The following is a 17920-nucleotide window of genomic DNA, read 5'->3' on the forward strand; positions in this document are numbered from 1 at the left end:
GGGACCGTTCCCGCACCGCGCCGGGCCGTCCAGGTCACGATCCGGTAACGTGACCGACGATGACGACGGATGCCGCCCCTCCCGCACCCTCGGCCCCGGCGACGCAGCTCGAACCCGGCCGGGCGCCGCGCCGTATCCCGATGTGGGACACCGCGCGGTTCGTCGCGGTGACCCTCGTGGTGATCGGCCACGCGATCCAGCGCCAGACGACGGCGAGCGACCACGCCCTGGCGCTCTACACGTTCATCTACGCGTTCCACATGCCCGCGTTCGGTGTGATCAGCGGCTACTTCTCGTCGGCCGACACCCCGACTGCGAAGCGCATGCGCCGGACGATCACCGACATCGTCGTGCCGTACATCATCATGCAGACGATCTGGACGGTGGTGCAGGGCATCGTCGAGGGCGGCAAGGACTTCAACCCGACGCAGCCGACCTGGACCCTGTGGTTCCTGCTCGCCCTCGGCATCTTCAAGCTGATCCTGCCGTACCTGGCGCAGCTGCGGTGGCCGCTGTTCTGGGCCGTCGTGTTCAGCATCGGCGTCGGCTACTTCGACAACGTGGACTCGACGCTGTCCCTCTCGCGGGCGATCAGCCTGCTGCCGTTCTTCCTGCTCGGGTGGCAGGTCAAGCAGTGGGGGCTCTTCGACCGCTGGTACGAGGCCTCGCGTCACACCGTCGTCCGGGTGCGCGTCGCCGCCGGAGTGGTGTTCGCCGCGTGGGCCGTGTCGTGCGCGGTGTGGATCCCGCAGTTCAAGGAGTTCGACCTGCACCACTGGTTCTTCTACGACGACTCGTACTCGGGTCTCGGCGAGGACGCCTGGTGGGCCGGTGCCGTGCGCTTCGGCCTGATGCTGCTCGCGACGCTGCTGACCGCGTCGTTCCTGGTGCTCATCCCCCGCCGGAACATCTGGCTCACCCAGTTCGGTGCGGCGACGATGTACGTCTACCTGCTGCACACGTTCGTGCTCTACCCGATCCGCGAGTCCGGCGTGCTCGCCGGCCCGCACTCCGCGTGGCCGTTCGTGCTCCTGATGGTCGCGATCGCCTGCGCGGTCAGCCTCTTCCTGGCGCAGCCCTTCGTGCGCCGCGGGATGCGCTGGCTGCTGGAACCGAACGTCGGCTGGCTGTTCCGTCGCGATCGGTGACGCACCGTGGTCGCCGCCGTCAGGCGAGCGCGCGGGCACGACCTGGAGGCCCGTGACGCGTCGGGCGTGCGCGTTACGTCCCGAGGCGGGTGCGCTGGTACCAGCGCGACCACCTGCGTACCGTGACACCCGACGCAAAGCGGCGCCGCGCCTCCAGGCCGAGCGCAAGGCGACCCGACGACCAGCCGCACCGGACAGGAGCACCAAGATGACCGAGCACGACGCCGCGCAGTGGCGGTTCGAGACCACGCAGGTCCACGCCGGGGCACAGCCGGACCCGACCACGGGCGCCCGCGCCACCCCGATCTACAAGACGACCTCGTACGTGTTCGCGAACTCGGACGAGGCCCGCGACCTGTTCGCCCTCGCCAAGCCGGGCAACATCTACTCGCGCATCATGAACCCGACGAACGACGTCGTGGAGCAGCGCATCGCGGCACTCGAGGGCGGCAGCGGCGCACTCCTCGTGGCGTCCGGTCAGGCGGCGGAGACGTACGCCGTGCTGAACATCGCCGGTGCGGGCGACCACATCGTGTCGTCGTCGTCGATCTACGGCGGCACGTACAACCTGTTCAAGTACACGCTGGCGAAGCTCGGCATCGAGACCACGTTCGTCGAGGACCAGGACGACCTCGAGGAGTGGCGCCGCGCCGTCCGCCCGAACACGAAGCTCTTCTTCGCCGAGACCATCGGCAACCCGAAGATCAACGTCCTCGACATCACCGGCGTCAGCGACGTCGCACACGAGTCCGGCGTCCCGCTGATCGTCGACAACACGATCGCGACGCCGTACCTCATCCGTCCGTTCGAGCACGGGGCCGACATCGTCGTGCACTCGGCGACGAAGTTCCTCGGCGGCCACGGCACCGTCATCGGCGGCATCATCGTCGACGGCGGGAAGTTCGCCTGGTCGCAGCACCCGGACAAGTTCCCGGAGTTCAACACGCCCGACCCGTCGTACCACGGCGCGGTCTTCGCCGAGGCCGTCGGCAACGAGCTCGCCTACATCGTGAAGGCGCGCGTGCAGCTGCTCCGCGACCTCGGGGCGTCGAACTCGGCGGACACCGCGTTCGCGCTGCTGCAGGGCATCGAGACCCTGTCGCTCCGCATCGAGCGCCACGTGTCGAACGCGCAGGAGATCGCGGAGTGGCTCGACCGGCACCCGGACGTCGCGACCGTCGCCTACGCCGGACTGCCGACGTCGCCGTGGTACGCCGCGGCGAACCGGTACGCGCCGAAGGGCGTCGGCGCCGTGCTGTCGTTCGAGCTCAAGGGCGGGGTGCCCGCGGGCAAGGCGTTCGTCGACAACCTGCAGCTGTTCTCGCACCTGGCGAACATCGGCGACGTGCGCTCGCTCGTGATCCACCCGGCGTCGACCACGCACTCGCAGCTCACGCCCGAGCAGCAGCTCACCACCGGGGTCACGCCGGGCCTGGTGCGCCTGTCCGTCGGCATCGAGAACATCGAGGACCTGAAGGCCGACCTCGAGGCCGGCCTCGCCGCGGCCCGTGCCGTGTCGCAGGAGGGGCAGCGCGCCTAGCGTTCGCTCGAGCAGCGAGGCACGACGCGCTCGATGCCTGTGCATGTTGCGACGTCCCACGAGTCGATCAACTCGTGGGACGTCGCTCGTTGCGCACGCATCCGGTGCGTGCGCATGGTGCGACGATCCACGAGTCGAACAACGCGCACGATGTCGGAACATGCGCACGCACGCAAACGGCGAGCACGGCCCGACGACCCGGCCACGGGGCGGACGTGACGTAACACGGCGGCGGTGACCCGCGCCTCCCGGCAGACTGGACGGACCATGGACTGGCAGACGACCCCCGAGGACTCCGTGCCGTCCACCCTGGTGCCCGGTGCCGAACTCGGCACCCTCGGCAAGCCGCCGGTCACCGGCGCCTGGCGCCCCGGCGACCACCCGGGTGCGCGCCACTTCGCATCGCTCGGCGAGCAGTGGGTGCGCGGCGGGCGGCTGCCGGCCGTGCGCGTGGCGTACGAGTCGTGGGGCACGCTCAACGCGGCGCGCGACAACGCCGTCCTGCTGTTCCACGCACTGACCGGCGACTCGCACGTCGCGGGCGCACCCGGTCCGGGGCACCGCACCGCCGGCTGGTGGGGCGACGTCGTCGGCCCCGGCCTGGCGATCGACACCGACCGCTGGTTCGTGATCGCGCCCAACATGCTCGGCGGCTGCCAGGGCACGACCGGGCCGTCGTCCGTGGCACCCACCGGGGTCGAGTGGGGCTCGCGGTTCCCGTTCGTCACCGTGCGCGACCAGGTCGAAGTGCAGCGCCAGCTCGCCGACCGACTCGGCATCGACGTGTTCGCGGCCGTCGTCGGCGGGTCGATGGGCGGGATGCACGCCCTCGAGTTCGCGGTGTCGCACCCCGCACGCGTCCAGCGTCTGGCGGTGCTGGCCTCGACGGCGCAGACCACGGCGGACCAGATCGCGGCGAACTCCCTGCAGCGCTCGGCGATCCAGATGGACCCGGCGTTCGCGGGCGGCGACTACTACGAGGCCGACGCCGGCGAGGGCCCGCACCGCGGGCTGGCGCTCGCGCGGCGGATGGCGTTGATGACCTACCGGGCGTCGGACGAGCTGAACGGCCGGTTCGCCCGGTCGTGGCAGAGCGACGTGTCGCCGCTCGGCGACGACGGGCGGTTCTCGGTCGAGAGCTACCTCGACTTCCACGGCAACAAGTTCACCCGGCGCTTCGACGCGTCGTCGTACATCACCCTCACGCACGCGATGGACTCCCACGACGTCGGGGCCGGTCGGGGCGGTGTCGGGGCGGCACTCGAACTCGTGACTGCCCGCACGCTCGTGGTGGGGATCTCGAGCGACCGACTGTTCCCGATCGAGGACCAGCACCGGATCGCCGCAGGGGTCCCGGACACGCTCGACGGCGACACGGCCGCGGTGATCGAGAGCGAGTTCGGGCACGACGGGTTCCTCATCGAGCACGAGCAGGTCGGCGCGCACCTGCGGCGGTTGCTCGACGACTGAGCGCGACACGGCGTGCACGGCGCGGCGCGCGCGGCGCGACGTGCACGGCACGGCGCGCCGAACACCCCCAACGGGTGTCGCCCGTGGTTGGATGGCTGCGAGCCCGGACTGAACGAGGCTCGGTTTCCCCGCACGACCCGTACGACCCGTCACACCAGCTCGTCACCAACCAGGACATCGATGGAATTCATCGCACAGGAACGCGACCGCTTGCTGCGGGCGACGACCCGTGTCGTGGGCATCGTCTGCGCGCTCATCAGCGTCGTCGGCGTGGTCTCCGCCGCCGCGGTCCCTGCCCTGCCGCTCGTGGGCGCCCTGCTGTGCATCGCCGCGATGGTCGCCTCGTTCGTGTTCTTCGGCCGCAGCGGCACCGTGTGGTGGACCGCTGCGATCCTCGTCACGGGGCTCGCCTCGCTCGCGCTGCTGTTCTCCGGCGTGGACGAGTCGGTCCGCCCGCTCGTCGCCAGCGCCGTCATGACGCTCGCGGGCGGTTCCCTCTCCGCACCGTTGATGGCGCAGCGCGGGCACCCCGTTGGCCTCGGACTCACCATCGCCGCCGGTGGCGTCGTCGTGGTCGTGATGGTCTGGGCAACCGGCACGGTCCTGTCGACGCCCGTCAGCGGCGCCCTGCTCGGCTGGGTGCTCATCGCGGTCGTGGCCGTCTGGATCTCGCGCAGCATCCCCCGCGTCGCCCGACGGATCTACAGCATCGGCACCGCACACCGCGCCGAACGCCAGGCCAGCGAGACCGAGGCACAGCGGCGGCAGGGTGCGCGGCTGCTGCACGACACGGTCCTCGCGACGCTCACGCTCCTCGCCCACTCCGGTGTCGGGGTCTCCGAGCAGGCCATGCGCGAGCAGGCCGCCGAGGACGCCCGACTCCTCCGCCACCTGCGACTCGGCGCGACCCCGCAGCCGTCGCAGTCGGGCGACTACTCGCTGACCCGCGAAGAGGAGTCGCCGCTCGGCCAGACCCTCGAGTCGGTGAAGCAGCGCTTCGGGCGGATGGGCCTCGAGGTCAGCTGGCACGGCACCGGTCAGGTGCTGCTGCCGTCGCACGTGCTCGACGCCTTCCTGCTCGCGCTCGGCGAGTGCCTCGAGAACGTCCGCCGGCACGCCGGTGTGGGCGAGGCGCACGTCACGATCGTCCACGACAACGACATGGTGCGGGCCATGGTCACGGACTCCGGCGTCGGGTTCGACCTGACCACCGTCAGCGCCGAACGACTCGGCTTCAAGGAGAGCGTCGTGAGCCGCCTTCGCGAGGTCGGCGGCGACGCCAAGCTCTTCTCCGCGCCGGGTTCCGGCACCACCGTCGTCCTGGAGGCACCGCGATGACCCGGGTCCCCGAGGACACCATCAGCCGGGGCCTGCCGGGCGAGTCGACCGGCCAGCAACCGCCCCGCACCCGCCGCGAGGCGCGCGAGCGCTACCGCACCAGCGAGCGTCGGCAGGCCCGCGGGCTCCCTCGACCTCGACCGGCGCACGGTCGCTCCGCCAGGCGGCCAAGCCCGGCGCCTCGCTCGGAGCCGGTTACCTCGGCCTCGGCGCCGCGGTGCTCACCGCGATCGAGGCCGTCTCCGGCATCGTGTACTTCCTCGTCCGCTGGTCCGACTTCTCCGACCCGTGGTTGCCCGCAGCCGCCTGGATGCTCTACATCGTCGCCGCGGTCGGTGTCGGCCTGAGCGTGCTGACCTACGGCGAGCGGCTGACCGGGCTGGCCTTCGTGCTGATCTGCGTGGTGCTCGCGTGTGTCGTGACCCTCGACTTCATCGGGATCTGGCCCGAGCACGACATCGCCCACACCGCGTCGGCGTCGATCGCCGCGGGCTTCGCACTGTTGCCGATCGCGACGCTCCGGCCGGCCCGCGAGGTCGCCGCCGCCATCGCGGTGCTCGGTCTGGCGTTCATCGGCATGAGCGTCGCCTCGACCCCGATCACCAACGACACGCTGCCGGGCATCGTGTCCCTGCTGGCCTTGGTCGTCGTGCCGCCGTCGATCGCCCTGTACGTCGTGCAGCGGTTCCGGCAGCTCGTGCAGCGGGAACTCGACCGGGTGCTCGTGCAGAGCAACGTGCAGGCGCCGCAGTTCGCCGTCGGCATGCTCGCCTCTGACGAGGCTCGCCCGACTCGACCTGGCCGCCGAGAAGCTGCTCGACGCCGTCGCGAACGGCACCGATCCCCTGCCGCTGTCAGACGCCTCGAGTTCCGTCGCCGCCTCGCTCGCGACCGAGCTCCGCCTGCACCTCATCGAGGGCCGACGCGAGACCTGGCTGTACCACGCGATCACGGAGTCCGACCACCTCGGGCGTTCGGTGAGCGTCGCCGATCCGGGTGCCCTCGCCGGACACCTCACCCCTGCCCAGCGCGACGGACTGCTGCAGGCCCTGTGGCAGATGGTCGGCGACGGCCGCACCGCCACCCCCGGTCTGCCGGTCGTCTCGGTCACGCTCGGACCGGTCGGGTCCGACGGCCACCCCGTCACCGACGAGCGGATGGACGTGCCGGTCGTGATCGAGTCCCGCGGCGTGCAGCGCCGACGCCTCGGTCCCACCGCCTGGAGTGCCCTGCAGCGCATCGGTCCGTACACCGAAACCGTCCGCGACGGCGCGCTCCACATCGTCGCCCACTGCGTCGTGGACCGACATCCGTCGATGTAGCTGCCGGACACCCGGACAGCCTGCCCGTGCCACGTGCCCCTCCCTCCTAGGATCGGGCACGAACTGCCCCGAGAAAGGACGCCCGCATGGCGACTCCAGAGGAACCCATCCGACTCGCACTCGTCGACGACCACAGGATGCTCCTCGGCGCGCTCACGGAGTGGATCCGGAGCGCCGCCGACGACATCACGCTCGTGGCCGCCGTCACGACCTGGCCCGAGCTCCTGACGAGCCCGGCGTTCCCGGTGGACGTGGTGCTGCTCGACCTGGACCTCAAGGACTCCATCCCGGTGTCGCTGAAGATCTCGACGCTCAAGACCGCCGGTGTGAAGACCGTCGTGATGAGCACCTACTCGGAGCCGAACGTCGTGCGCGAGGCCCTGGCGGCCGGTGCCCTCGGCTACCTGGTGAAGAGCGAGGACGCGGACATGATCGTCGAGGCGATCCGTTCCGCCCAGCGCGGTGAGCAGTACGTCTCCGCCGAGCTCGACCTGGCCATCAACAGCGGCGACGTCGGCGGCGTCCCGAAGCTCAGCGCCCAGGAGCGCCGCGTCATGGCGCTCTACGGCGGTGGCGAGCCCGTGAAGAGCGTCGCGTACCAGCTGGGCATCTCCGAGGAGACCGCGAAGAGCTACCTCAAGCGCATCCGCGAGAAGTACCGCGTCGCGGGCTTCGACGTGGGCACGAAGGTGGCGCTCCGGAAGCGGGCGATCACCGACGGCATCATCGTGCAGGACGGCGGCCCACTGGGTCTGTAGCGCGCGGCGCACGCGCGGCGCATGCCCGCTTCGTGAGCAGGAATGGTCGGGTCCCATCACGGAACCCGACCATTGCTGCTCACCATGGGCGGTCTGCCGCACACCACATCGGACGGGAGGCCCGTGGCGGCGTCGCCACGGGCCTCCCGTCCGATGTGTGGGCACGCCCACCGCGCGGGGTCAGGCGATCGGGACCGGCCTGCGGTCTGTGCCGCTGCAGCGACACTGTGCCGCCGATGCCGGCGGTCCCTTCCGCCGAAGCGACAGTCTGCCGCGAACAGTTCGCGGCAGACTGTCGCTTTCGCGAACCGCGCTGCCGGCGCCCGCGCGCGATCAGTGGATGGGGACGGGCGCGGTGATCGGGCCGGTGCTCGGCGACGGGGAGCGCAGGGCGGCGCGCCTGGTGGTGCGACGCTCGACCGAGTAGCTGACCATCGTGACGAGGACGCCGAGCAGCGCGAGGACGATGCCGAGCCAGCCCGGTGCGACGAACCCGAAGCCGGCCGCGATGACCGCACCGCCGAGTGCTGCGCCGAGCGAGTTGCCGATGTTGAACGCCGAGTGGTTGAGCGCCGCGGCGATCGTCCGGGCGTCGCCGGCGACGTCCATCAGCCTCGACTGCACCGCCGGCGGGATCGCCGACGAGGTGGCCCCGAGCAGGAACGCGCCGAGGAGCATGCCCCAGAGCCACTGCGCGGTCAGCACCGTGATCAGGAGCGCACCGATGAGCGAGAACATGCCGAAGTAGATCGTGCGCTTCACACTGTGGTCGGCGAGGTGTCCGCCCAGGATGCCGCCGACGACCATGCCGATGCCCACGACCACCAGGACGATCGGCACGAACGACTCGGGCATGCCGGTGACGTGCTGCACGAGCGGCGAGATGTACGAGTAGACGGCGAAGAACCCACCGAACCCGACGGCGCCGAGGCCCATCACGATCCAGACCTGCGGCACGCGGAAGGCGCGGAGCTCCCGGCCGATCGTCGCGTGCTCGTCACGGGCGCTCTTCGGCACGAAGGCCGCGACGGCGAGGAACGTGAGCGCGAACAGTGCGGCGACGACGCCGTAGGCAATCCGCCAGCCGGCGAGCTGCCCGACCCAGGTGATCGCGGGGACACCGACGACGTTCGCGACCGACAGTCCGAGCAGCACCATCGCGATGCCCTTGCCGCGCTTGCCCGGGCCCATCATGTCGCCGGCGACGATCGAGGCGATGCCGAAGTACGCGCCGTGCGGCAGGCCGGCGACGAAGCGGGCCACGAGCACCAGGCCGAACGACGGCAGCAGGGCGCTCGCGACCGTCGCGAGGACGAACCCGACGAGCAGCACGAGGATCAGGCCCTTGCGCGGGAACCTCGCCGACATCGCCGCGATGGTGGGGGCACCGACGACGACCCCGAGGGCGTAGGCACTGACGAGCCAGCCCGCGTGCGCGATGCCGGCGTCCGGGTCGAGGCCGTACTGCTGCGGCAGCAGCGCCTGCGCGATGTTCGGCAGCAGGCCCATCGCGACGAACTCGGTCGACCCGATGGCGAAGCCGCCGAGGGCGAGCGAGATGAGCGCGGCGGTGCGACGCGCAGGCGTGAGCTGTGACATGGGGCCTGTTCTCGGACGACGTCCTGCACGGGCGGCGTCGGATCGGGGTGTCGGCTGGACGGTGTCGCCTGGGCGACGGTGGTGACGGAGGCGTCCCGCGGTCGTCGCAGCGCACGTGCCGATCGGCAGCGCGGCCACGCCCGATCGGGGTGCCGGTCCGGGTTCAGCAGCGAACGGGACGGTCCGGGTGGCGACGACCATCCGGTCCGAGCAGTGTAGACCGCTCCAAAGGCCGAACGGAAGCCCGGCGACCCGAGCCAGCTCGGTCCGCCGGAACGGACGCCGTCATGACCGAAGGGGACGGCCTCAGGCTGCCTGACGCTCCGTGTGGGCAGGACGCGTCGATGCGGGCGCGAGTTCGGGGAGCTCGTCACGGTGCGTCCAGCCGACGCCGCACTCGGCGCACGTGGCCCAGGCGTTCTCGCCCTGTTCGTCCGTGTCGATGACGACCGTTCGCAGGTCGCAGTCAGGGCACCAGCCGTCGTGGATCATCACGCGCTCCTCGTCGTCTCGGGGCCACCGGACGTGGCTCGATACGGGCCATGAGACACCCGACCACCGACATCCGCGGGAGGGCGTCGGCGTGTCGCGCGGGCCTCGATGTTCAATGAGCACGTGACGCTCACCGCCACCGTGCTCGCTTCGTGCCGCGCCGGTGCGCCCGCGAACTGCGAGGACGCCACCGACCCGATGGGCATGGTCATCGTGCTCATCGCCGTGCTCGCCGGCATCGCGCTGCTCACCGTGTTCGTGGTGCTCGGACCGGACCCCCGCCGTCGAACCCGGGCACGGCGGCGCGACAAGCGCTGAGCGCGGCCGCCGAGCGCTGAGCGCGGGCGCCGATCGCTACTCGCCCAGTGCCGCTTCGAGCCGCTCGAGCTTGCCGTCGATCTCGCCGGTGTGCCCCGGTCGGATGTCGGCCTTGAGCACGAGCGACACCCGCGTGCCGTAGGCACCGACGGCCTCGGTGGCGCGCTTGACGACCTCCATGACCTCGTCCCACTCCCCTCGAGCTCGGTGAACATCGACGACGTGCGGTTCGGCAGGCCGCTCTCGCGGACCACCCGCACGGCCGCGGCGACGGCATCGTGCACGGAGCCGTCCGCCTGTTCGGAGGGACCACCGGACGGAGCAACGGAGAAGGCGACGATCATGCGTCCATCCTGCCCGCGCCCCGGCCCATCCGCACCAGCTCGACCACGGTCCACGCCAGGATCGCCACCTCGAGCACGTTCCGCAGCGTCAGCACCACGAGCATCCACGGCTGCAGCGTGAGCACCTGGTCGTAGTACGCCGGGTAGATCAGTTGTGTCAGCACAGCGGTGGGCAGCGCGGCGATCGCGATCGGCACGAACCGGCGCACACTCGGCGTCCCGGCGGCCAGCCCCCACACGATCGGCACGGCGAGCCACCCGATGTACTGCGGCGACCCGACCTTGTTGGTGGCGATGAGCGCGGCGACGAACAGCAGCGCGAGCACGGGCGCGAGCTCGGCCCGACGAGCGCCACGGCGGGCTGCCCACAGCGCGAGCACGACACCGGCGACGACCACGAGGGCCATCAGCGGCGTCGAGACCGCGGCAGCGGCGTGCGTGCCGGCTCCGGAGACCTCGAACGTCAGGATCTGCTGGTTGTAGAACACGGCAGCACCAGGAGCCCCGAACGCCGCCGCCCACATGAACGGCGTCGCGAGCGGCGACTCGATCTGCAACGCGCGCCCGGTCTGCTCCCCGATGAACGACAGCAGGTACGGTGCACCACCCCAGAGCACGTCGACGAGCACGATGAGCGCACTGAGCACGAGCGCCCCCGACAGCACGCCGCGGCGGTGCCCCCTGCGCAGGAGCAGCAGCACGGCGACGAGCGCAGCCGGCCAGACCTTCGTCCAGGCGCCGGCCGTGAACAGCGCCGAGGCGACCGCCGGCCGCGAGGCGACGAAGGCCACGCCGACCAACGCGAACACCGTCGCCACCGTGTCGATGCGGCCGAGCGCGATCGGCCCGAGTGCGAGCAGGAAGGCGAGCCACCACCACACGACCCGCACGCCACGCGACGACGAGCCGTCCGCTCGCGAGCCGAACGCGCCACGCGCCCGGAACCGCCACAGGAACGCGCACGCCACGGCGTCGAGCAGCACCATCAACAGCAGCCACCCGGAGCCGATCGACGCGATCCCGCCGAGTGCTGCGGCGGCCATCGGCACGATCGCCAGGATCGGGTAGACCCACTCGCCGTCGATCCCGACCCAGAAGTCCGCGCTCCGCCCGGTCTCGATCCACCGGCTGTAGGTGATGGTGACGTCGCCGAGGGGAGGTTCGCCGAGACCGCGGTCAGCCACCACAGCGCCGCGTGCACGGCGGCGAACGCCAGGACGAACCCGACGCGTTCGATCCACGGGTTCCCGGTCCTCAACACCGGACGAGCGTACCGGCAGCGGGCGTACCGGCAGCGAGCACACCGCAGCGAGCACACCCGAACCGGCTGAGAATCCCAGGCTCCCCAACCATGACGTGTCACCGTCTTGCTCGTGACCACCGAAACCCCGCGCGGGCGCCGCAAGGCCGTCATCTGGATCTCCGTCATCGCCGCCGTCGTCGTGCTCGGCGTCGTCGGGGCGATCGTCGCGACCAACGTCTACACGAGCAACGAGAACGCGAAGGCGTCAGCGGCACCGTCCGTGGCCGCCAGCCGCGAGGCCTCCACCCTCGACGACTCCGACCTGTCCGGCGAGTGGACGGTCGGCGGCGACTCCGAGGCCGGCTACCGCCTGCACGAGGTCCTGAACGGCTCCGACGTGACCGTCACCGGCCGCACCGACAGCGTCTCCGGCAGCGCCACCGTCGACGGCACGAGCATCACGAAGGCGACCATCACCGTGCAGGTCGCCGACATCGCCACCGACTCCGACCAGCGCGACTCCTACTTCCGCGACTCCGCGATGGACACGTCGGCCTTCCCCGAGGCCACGTTCGAACTCACCGAGCCGATCGCCGACGCGGTCCCGAGCGGCTCGGACACGACGACGGTCACCGCGACCGGCAAGCTCACGCTGCACGGCGTCACGAAGGACGTCACCGCCGACCTGCAGGTCGGCCTGAACGGCGACGGCGTCGACATCTCCGGCTCGATCCCGGTCACGTTCTCGGACTACGGCGTGCAGGCGCCGAGCCTCGGCTTCGTGAAGGTCGACGACTCCGGCACGGTCGAGTTCCTGGTGCACGCGACCCCCGCGAGCTGACGTCCGCGACGCGCGTCACGCCCGTGACGTGCGCGACAGGCGGACGGGAGGCCCGGTGACAGCTGGCACCGGGCCTCCCGTCTGTCCCCGCTCGCGTCCCAGGCCGCGCCCCTCGCACATGCGTGCGCATGTTGCGACCTTCCACCTGTCGAACCCGCGGTGTTTCGTCGGAACATGCGCACGTACCCACTGCGTGCGCATCTTCCGACAGGACACGCGTCGATCACCTCGTGGATCGTCGGAAGGTGCATGCGCACCGACCGCTACCCGCGCGCGTCGCCGTCCACGACCAGGTCCCGCACGACCCCGGGCAGCTCGGCGATGAGCCCCGTCATCGGGAACGGACCGCCGCCGGACGCCCGCCGCGCCGCGAGCCCGTGCACCACCGCGGCCGACGCAGCCAGGTGCGCGAGGTCCGACGGCGTCAGCGACGACCCCGCAGCCTCGACGGAACCCTGCCGCGACGCCACGAGCGCGCCGAGCACCCCGCCGAGCACGTCCCCGGCACCGGCCGCCGCGAGCCACGGCGTCGCCGACGACGCCACGAGCCGCACCGATCCGTCCGGCGTGACCACGTGCGTGCGCTCGCCCTTGAGCAGGACGACGCTGCCGGTCTGCTCGGCGGCACGGAGCGCCGCGGCGGCGGGATCCTGCTCGATCGACTCGCGGGCGACGCCGAGCAACGACGCGAGCTCCCCGCGTGCGGGGTCAGGACGGCGAGCGGCCCGAGGTCGACGAGCGGGATCGCGCCCGCGTCGACCACGACCGGGACGCCGGCGTCCGAAGCGTGTGTGAAGCCCGAGGCGGTCGTGTCGTCCAGGTCGCCGAGCGACGACGCCGAGATGCCCGAGCCGACGAGCCAGGCCTGCACCCGACCGACGCCGGCGACGGACTCGGGGCGACGCGCCAGGACGTGGTCCGACGCCCGCGACGGCCCGACGTACCGGACCATGCCGACACCGGTGTGGACCGCGGCGTCGACCCCGAGCACCGCGGCACCCGGGTACTGGTCGGAGCCGGTCGCGATGCCGAGCACCCCACGGCGGTACTTGGTGGACTCCCCGTCGGCGCGGTGACCCACGCGGCGGCATCGGACGGCTGGACGGGCACGAAGTCGTTCACCGGCCCCACGTTACGGTGGAGCGCATGAGCCTGTTCCTGCCTGGTCGCGTGGTGGTCTTCGACTACGGCGAGGTGATCAGCCGGACGCCGCACGCGTCGCGCGATGCCCTCGTCGAGCTGACCGGGGTGCCCGCCGACGAACTGTTCCCCGTCTACCAGGAGCTCCGCCACGACCTGGACCGCGGCGACCTGTCCGTCGTGGCGTACTGGCGGGCCATCGGCGAGCGCGTCGGGCGCACCTGGAGCATCACGGACATCCACCGGTTCTGGGCCGTCGACTTCACCGGGTGGTTCGAGGTCGAACCGGAGACGCTCGAGATCGTCGAGGAGCTGCACGACGCCGGCACCCGGGTGGCACTGCTGTCGAACGCCGGCTTCGACTTCGGTGACCCGTACCGACGCTCCCCGATGGGCTCGCTGTTCGAGTCCGTCGTGGTGAGCGCCGAGGAGCACGTCCTGAAGCCCGACGCATCCATCTACCGCGACACCTGCGCGCGTCTGGGAATCGAGCCGCAGCAGATGGTGTTCGTGGACAACAGGGCCGAGAACGCCACCGGTGCGGAAGCGATCGGAGCGGTCGGCCACCACTACACGTCGTCGGCGTCACTGCGGTCGTTCCTGACGGAACTCGCGGCCGAGCCGGCGCCCGTCCCCTGAGGAGTCCCGCGTGACGCACGCCCTGTTCGAGCCGATCACCATCCGCGACCTGACGGTCCGCAACCGCATCTGGGTCTCCCCGATGTGCCAGTACTCGGCCGAGGAGCAGGACGGCCTGCCGACCGCGTGGCACCTCGTCCACCTGGGCGGCTTCGCCAAGGGCGGCGCCGGTCTGGTCGTCGTCGAGGCCACCGGCGTGGTGCCGGAGGGCCGGATCAGCCCGCAGGACCTCGGGCTCTGGAACGACCAGCAGCGCGACGCCTTCAAGCCGATCGTCGATTTCCTGCACGCACAGGGTGCTGCCGCCGGTGTCCAGCTCGCCCACGCCGGCCGCAAGGCGTCGACGTTCCGTCCGTGGGAGTCCGAGCACGGCTCGGTCCCCGCCGACCAGGGCGGCTGGTCGACCGTCGCCCCGTCCGCTGTGGCCTTCGACGGCTACGCGGCCCCGCGCGAGCTGGAGACCGAGGACATCCGGGTCGTCGCACTGGCGTTCGCGCAGTCCGCTCGGCGCGCCGTCGAGGCCGGGTTCGACCTGGTCGAGATCCATGCCGCCCACGGGTACCTGCTGCACCAGTTCCTCTCGCCGCTGAGCAACCACCGCACCGACCAGTACGGCGGATCGCTCGAGAACCGTGCCCGGGCGCTGCTCGAGGTCCTCGACGCCGTCCGTGCCGAGGTCGGCGAGGGCTTCCCGATCGTCGTGCGGTTCTCGGCGACCGACTGGGTGGACGGCGGGCTCACGCTCGACGAGACCACGCAGGTCGCCCGGTGGGCTGCGGAGCACGGCGCGGACCTGGCCGACGTCTCGACCGGCGGCAACGTCGCGAGCGCGCCGATCCCGGTCGGCCCCGGCTACCAGGTGCCGCACGCCGCGGCGATCAAGCGCGATGCCGGCATCGGCACCATCGCCGTCGGCATGATCTCCGAGGGCTTCCAGGCCGAGCAGATCGTCGCGACCGGACAGGCCGACGTGGTGATGGTGGGCCGCGAGTTCCTGCGCGACCCGGGGTTCCCGTTGCGCGTGGCCGTCGAGCTCGGCGTGACCGTCGACTACGAGCCGCAGCAGTACCACCGCGCGCGGGTCACGGCGTAGAGGCGCAGCCTTCCTGAACGGATTCTCGGTCGGCCCCTCGGGCAGGCAGTACGATTGGCAGCACTGTGGACGATCCCCCGAATAGTTCTTCGCCTCACTCATCCGCCGCTCACTCGGTGAGCTGCACGTCATCCCCGCGCGCGGACGGGGGTGAATCATGAGTCCGATCGACATCGTCATGCTCGTCGGCGGCATCCTGCTGACTCTCGGCACCGGCGTCTTCGTCGCGTCCGAGTTCGCGCTGGTCAACCTCGACCGCGCCGACGTCGAAGCGCGTCGCAACCGCGGTGAGCCGGGCCTGGCACCCGTCATCGGGGCGTTGAAGGTCACCTCGACGCACCTGTCCAGTGCGCAGCTCGGCATCACGCTGACCACGCTGCTCACCGGCTACCTGCTCGAGCCGTCCATCGCGAAGTTGCTCGAGGCGCCGTTCCTGGCGATGAACCTGCCCGAGGGCATCGTCGAGACCGTCGGATCGATCATCGCGCTCGTCATCGCGACCCTGCTGTCGATGATCCTCGGCGAACTCGTGCCGAAGAACTTCGCGCTCGCGCTGCCACTGCAGACCGCGAAGCTCGTCGTGCCGTTGCAGATCGCTTTCACGACCGTGTTCAAGCCGGCGGTCGCGGTGCTCAACGGCACCGCCAACGCCGTGCTGCGGTCGATCGGCATCGAGCCGCAAGAGGAACTGTCCGGTGCTCGCAGCGCCGAGGAGCTCACCTCGCTGCTCCGCCGTTCGGCGTCCGAGGGGTCGCTCGAGCAGGACACCGCGACGCTCCTCCAGCGGACGATCTCGTTCTCGGAGCTCAGCGCCAGCGACGTCATGACGCCACGCCCGCGGCTCTCCACCATCCGGGTGTCCGAGTCCGCGCAGGACGTCATCGCCCTCGCCCGCAAGACCGGCTTCAGCCGCTTCCCCGTCATCGAGGAGGACGCGGACGACGTCGTCGGCATCGTGCACGTCAAGCAGGCCGTCGCCGTCCCCCGCGAGAAGCGCCCGGAGGTCCCCGTCGGGGCACTCATGACCGACGCCGAACGCGTGCCCGAGACGATGCCGGGCGACACCTTGCTCGCCGAGGTCCGTGGCCGCGGCTACCAGATGGTCATCGTGGTCGACGAGTACGGCGGCACCGCCGGGGTCGTCACGCTCGAGGACCTCATCGAGGAGATCGTCGGCGAGGTCTCCGACGAGCACGACCGCGCGCGCATCGACGTGGTCCGCTCCCGCGACTGGCTGACCTTCCCGGGTCTCCTGCGCCCCGACGAGCTCGAGGACCGCGCGGGCGTGAAGGTGCCGGAGGACGGCCCGTACGAGACCGTCGGCGGCTTCCTCATGTCGACGCTCGGCCGTCTGCCCGTCGTCGGCGACGAGGTCCCGCTCGACGGCGGCGTCTTCCGGGTCGAGCGCCTGGACGGCCGCCGGATCGACCGCATCCGCTGGACCCCGACGCCCCCGCCGACGGACACCGCGGCGACCGCCATCATCATCCCCGCCACGAAGGGCAGTACCCGATGAGCTCCGACTGGTGGGGTATCTTCTGGCTCTTCGTGCTGCTGCTCGGCAACGCGTACTTCGTCGCCGCCGAGTTCGCCGTCATCTCCGCCCGCCGCTCCCAGATCGAACCGCGCGCAGAAGAAGGCTCGAAGGCCGCGCAGATGACCCTGTGGGCGATGGAGCACGCCACCCGCATGCTCGCGACCACGCAGCTCGGCATCACGGTCTGCTCGCTGCTCATCCTGAACGTCTCCGAGCCGGCGATCCACCACCTGCTCGAGGTCCCGCTGCACCTGACGGGCTGGAGCGTCGAGGTCATCGGCACCGTGGCGTTCGTGATCACGCTGCTGCTCGTCTCGTTCCTGCACGTCGTGTTCGGCGAGATGGTCCCGAAGAACATCTCGTTCTCGATGCCGGACCGCGCAGCGCTGCTGCTCGTGCCGACGCTCTGGTACATCGGCCACGGCCTGCACTGGGTCATCGTCGGCCTGAACGAGGTCGCGAACGCCGTGCTGCGCCTGTTCCGCGTCGAACCCAAGGACGAAGCCGTCAGCGCCTTCACGGTGGAAGAGGTGCAGACCATCGTGGAGCAGTCCCGCCGCGAGGGCACCCTGACCGACGACGGCAAGCTCGCCCTGGCGTTCGAGTTCACCGAGAAGAAGGTCCGCGACGTCGCCGTGCCGATGGCCGAGGCTCGTCACCCTGCCCGAGGACGCCACCCCGGCGGACGTCGAGCGTGCGGTGGCGCAGCGCGGGTTCTCGCGGTACGTGCTCGTCGGCGAGGACGGCTCGCCCACGGGCTACGTGCACGTGAAGGACGTCATCGACCTGCGGCCGGACGAGTTCGACGACCCGGTGCCGCCGAAGCGCATCCGCCAGCTCATCTCGCTCTACACGGAGATGGACCTCGAGGACGCCCTGGCCACCATGCGGGCTGCGGGCCGCCACGTCGCGCGGGCGTTCGACGCCGATGGCCGGACCCTCGGCGTGCTCTTCCTCGAGGACATCCTCGAGGAGCTCGTCGGCGAGGTCGAGGACGCGACCCGACGCCGGTAGCCGCACCGTCAGCTCCGCCGAAGCGACAGATTCCCGCGAACGTTCCGCAGGGATCTGTCGCTTTCGCGATGACGAACGGGAGGC

General features: G+C 71.1%; 15 protein-coding genes and 3 pseudogenes. 12 read left to right on the forward strand and 6 right to left on the reverse strand.

Going from position 1 to position 17920, the window contains the following annotated elements:
* The first annotated feature begins 59 nt into the window (after window positions 1-59).
* The 4 genes from JN350_RS13970 (at window position 60) to JN350_RS13985 (ending at window position 5496) form a co-directional block, all read left to right on the forward strand.
* Entirely contained in the window at window positions 60-1148 is a 1089-nt protein-coding gene (locus tag JN350_RS13970) for an acyltransferase family protein (protein WP_205462561.1), read from the forward strand.
* 208 nt (window positions 1149-1356) lie between these two features.
* Window positions 1357-2688 (forward strand): bifunctional o-acetylhomoserine/o-acetylserine sulfhydrylase, encoded by a 1332-nt coding sequence (locus tag JN350_RS13975; RefSeq protein ID WP_123312349.1) that lies wholly within the window; start codon window positions 1357-1359, stop codon window positions 2686-2688.
* 267 nt (window positions 2689-2955) lie between these two features.
* The gene (metX, locus tag JN350_RS13980) at window positions 2956-4158 is read left to right on the forward strand and encodes a homoserine O-acetyltransferase MetX (RefSeq protein WP_205462562.1); all 1203 of its coding nucleotides are present in this window, start codon (window positions 2956-2958) and stop codon (window positions 4156-4158) included.
* A gap of 180 nt (window positions 4159-4338) precedes the next feature.
* Complete coding sequence (locus JN350_RS13985; protein ID WP_205462563.1) at window positions 4339-5496, forward strand: sensor histidine kinase; 1158 nt, start codon at window positions 4339-4341, stop codon at window positions 5494-5496.
* A gap of 357 nt (window positions 5497-5853) precedes the next feature.
* Here the strand turns inward: JN350_RS13985 and JN350_RS13990 are convergent, their stop codons facing one another.
* Entirely contained in the window at window positions 5854-6120 is a 267-nt protein-coding gene (locus tag JN350_RS13990) for a hypothetical protein (RefSeq protein ID WP_205462564.1), read from the reverse strand.
* A gap of 353 nt (window positions 6121-6473) precedes the next feature.
* Between JN350_RS13990 and JN350_RS13995 the strand changes: the two genes are divergently transcribed.
* Complete coding sequence (locus tag JN350_RS13995; protein WP_131846439.1) at window positions 6474-6818, forward strand: hypothetical protein; 345 nt, start codon at window positions 6474-6476, stop codon at window positions 6816-6818.
* Between the two features lie 86 nt (window positions 6819-6904).
* Window positions 6905-7576 (forward strand): response regulator transcription factor, encoded by a 672-nt coding sequence (locus tag JN350_RS14000; RefSeq protein WP_111086410.1) that lies wholly within the window; start codon window positions 6905-6907, stop codon window positions 7574-7576.
* 333 nt (window positions 7577-7909) lie between these two features.
* On the opposite strand, the gene JN350_RS14005 is transcribed toward JN350_RS14000, so the two are convergent.
* Both JN350_RS14005 and JN350_RS14010 read right to left on the reverse strand, forming a co-directional pair.
* Window positions 7910-9175, reverse strand: coding sequence for an MFS transporter (locus tag JN350_RS14005; protein ID WP_205462565.1), 1266 nt, complete (start codon window positions 9173-9175; stop codon window positions 7910-7912).
* A gap of 306 nt (window positions 9176-9481) precedes the next feature.
* Entirely contained in the window at window positions 9482-9667 is a 186-nt protein-coding gene (locus JN350_RS14010; RefSeq protein WP_205462566.1) for a hypothetical protein, read from the reverse strand.
* A gap of 123 nt (window positions 9668-9790) precedes the next feature.
* On the opposite strand from JN350_RS14010, the gene JN350_RS14015 reads away from it, so the two are divergent.
* Complete coding sequence (locus tag JN350_RS14015) at window positions 9791-9985, forward strand: hypothetical protein (protein WP_205462567.1); 195 nt, start codon at window positions 9791-9793, stop codon at window positions 9983-9985.
* A 36-nt stretch (window positions 9986-10021) separates the two neighbouring features.
* Here JN350_RS14015 and JN350_RS14020 read toward each other — a convergent pair.
* Window positions 10022-10329, reverse strand: a pseudogene (locus JN350_RS14020) (thiamine-binding protein).
* A complete protein-coding gene (locus JN350_RS14025) occupies window positions 10326-11513 on the reverse strand; it encodes a glycosyltransferase 87 family protein (protein ID WP_205462568.1) in 1188 nt (395 codons plus the stop codon). Before JN350_RS14025 ends, JN350_RS14020 begins: the two are co-directional and overlap by 4 nt.
* A gap of 189 nt (window positions 11514-11702) precedes the next feature.
* Between JN350_RS14025 and JN350_RS14030 the strand changes: the two genes are divergently transcribed.
* Window positions 11703-12413 (forward strand): YceI family protein, encoded by a 711-nt coding sequence (locus JN350_RS14030; RefSeq protein WP_240347337.1) that lies wholly within the window; start codon window positions 11703-11705, stop codon window positions 12411-12413.
* Between the two features lie 263 nt (window positions 12414-12676).
* On the opposite strand, the pseudogene JN350_RS21015 reads toward JN350_RS14030, so the two are convergent.
* Window positions 12677-13494 (reverse strand): annotated as a pseudogene (locus JN350_RS21015) (ADP-dependent NAD(P)H-hydrate dehydratase).
* Window positions 13495-13559: 65 nt separating this feature from the next.
* Between JN350_RS21015 and JN350_RS14040 the strand changes: the two are divergent.
* From JN350_RS14040 to JN350_RS14055, 4 genes and pseudogenes are all read left to right on the forward strand, one after another.
* Window positions 13560-14192 (forward strand): HAD family hydrolase, encoded by a 633-nt coding sequence (locus JN350_RS14040; RefSeq protein WP_205462569.1) that lies wholly within the window; start codon window positions 13560-13562, stop codon window positions 14190-14192.
* Window positions 14193-14202: 10 nt separating this feature from the next.
* The gene (locus JN350_RS14045; RefSeq protein ID WP_205462570.1) at window positions 14203-15285 is read left to right on the forward strand and encodes an NADH:flavin oxidoreductase/NADH oxidase; all 1083 of its coding nucleotides are present in this window, start codon (window positions 14203-14205) and stop codon (window positions 15283-15285) included.
* A gap of 157 nt (window positions 15286-15442) precedes the next feature.
* Window positions 15443-16801: a hemolysin family protein gene (locus tag JN350_RS14050; RefSeq protein ID WP_205462571.1), complete on the forward strand. Its 1359-nt coding sequence runs from the start codon at window positions 15443-15445 to the stop codon at window positions 16799-16801.
* Window positions 16798-17836 (forward strand): annotated as a pseudogene (locus tag JN350_RS14055) (hemolysin family protein). The gene JN350_RS14050 and the pseudogene JN350_RS14055 overlap by 4 nt, the downstream one beginning before the upstream one ends.
* The last annotated feature ends 84 nt before the right edge of the window (window positions 17837-17920 follow it).

This window comes from Curtobacterium sp. 24E2, from assembly GCF_016925595.1.
Classification (GTDB): domain Bacteria; phylum Actinomycetota; class Actinomycetes; order Actinomycetales; family Microbacteriaceae; genus Curtobacterium.

What these genes read in the sequence shown, in the direction of transcription:
- JN350_RS13970 (WP_205462561.1), top strand. Translation starts at nt 60, where the DNA reads ATGACGACGGATGCCGCCCCTCCCGCACCCTCGGCCCCGGCGACGCAG.
- JN350_RS13975 (WP_123312349.1), top strand. Translation starts at nt 1,357, where the DNA reads ATGACCGAGCACGACGCCGCGCAGTGGCGGTTCGAGACCACGCAGGTC.
- metX (WP_205462562.1), top strand. Translation starts at nt 2,956, where the DNA reads ATGGACTGGCAGACGACCCCCGAGGACTCCGTGCCGTCCACCCTGGTG.
- JN350_RS13985 (WP_205462563.1), top strand. Translation starts at nt 4,339, where the DNA reads ATGGAATTCATCGCACAGGAACGCGACCGCTTGCTGCGGGCGACGACC.
- JN350_RS13990 (WP_205462564.1), bottom strand. Translation starts at nt 6,120, where the DNA reads ATGCCCGGCAGCGTGTCGTTGGTGATCGGGGTCGAGGCGACGCTCATG.
- JN350_RS14000 (WP_111086410.1), top strand. Translation starts at nt 6,905, where the DNA reads ATGGCGACTCCAGAGGAACCCATCCGACTCGCACTCGTCGACGACCAC.
- JN350_RS14005 (WP_205462565.1), bottom strand. Translation starts at nt 9,175, where the DNA reads ATGTCACAGCTCACGCCTGCGCGTCGCACCGCCGCGCTCATCTCGCTC.
- JN350_RS14010 (WP_205462566.1), bottom strand. Translation starts at nt 9,667, where the DNA reads ATGATCCACGACGGCTGGTGCCCTGACTGCGACCTGCGAACGGTCGTC.
- JN350_RS14040 (WP_205462569.1), top strand. Translation starts at nt 13,560, where the DNA reads ATGAGCCTGTTCCTGCCTGGTCGCGTGGTGGTCTTCGACTACGGCGAG.
- JN350_RS14050 (WP_205462571.1), top strand. Translation starts at nt 15,443, where the DNA reads ATGAGTCCGATCGACATCGTCATGCTCGTCGGCGGCATCCTGCTGACT.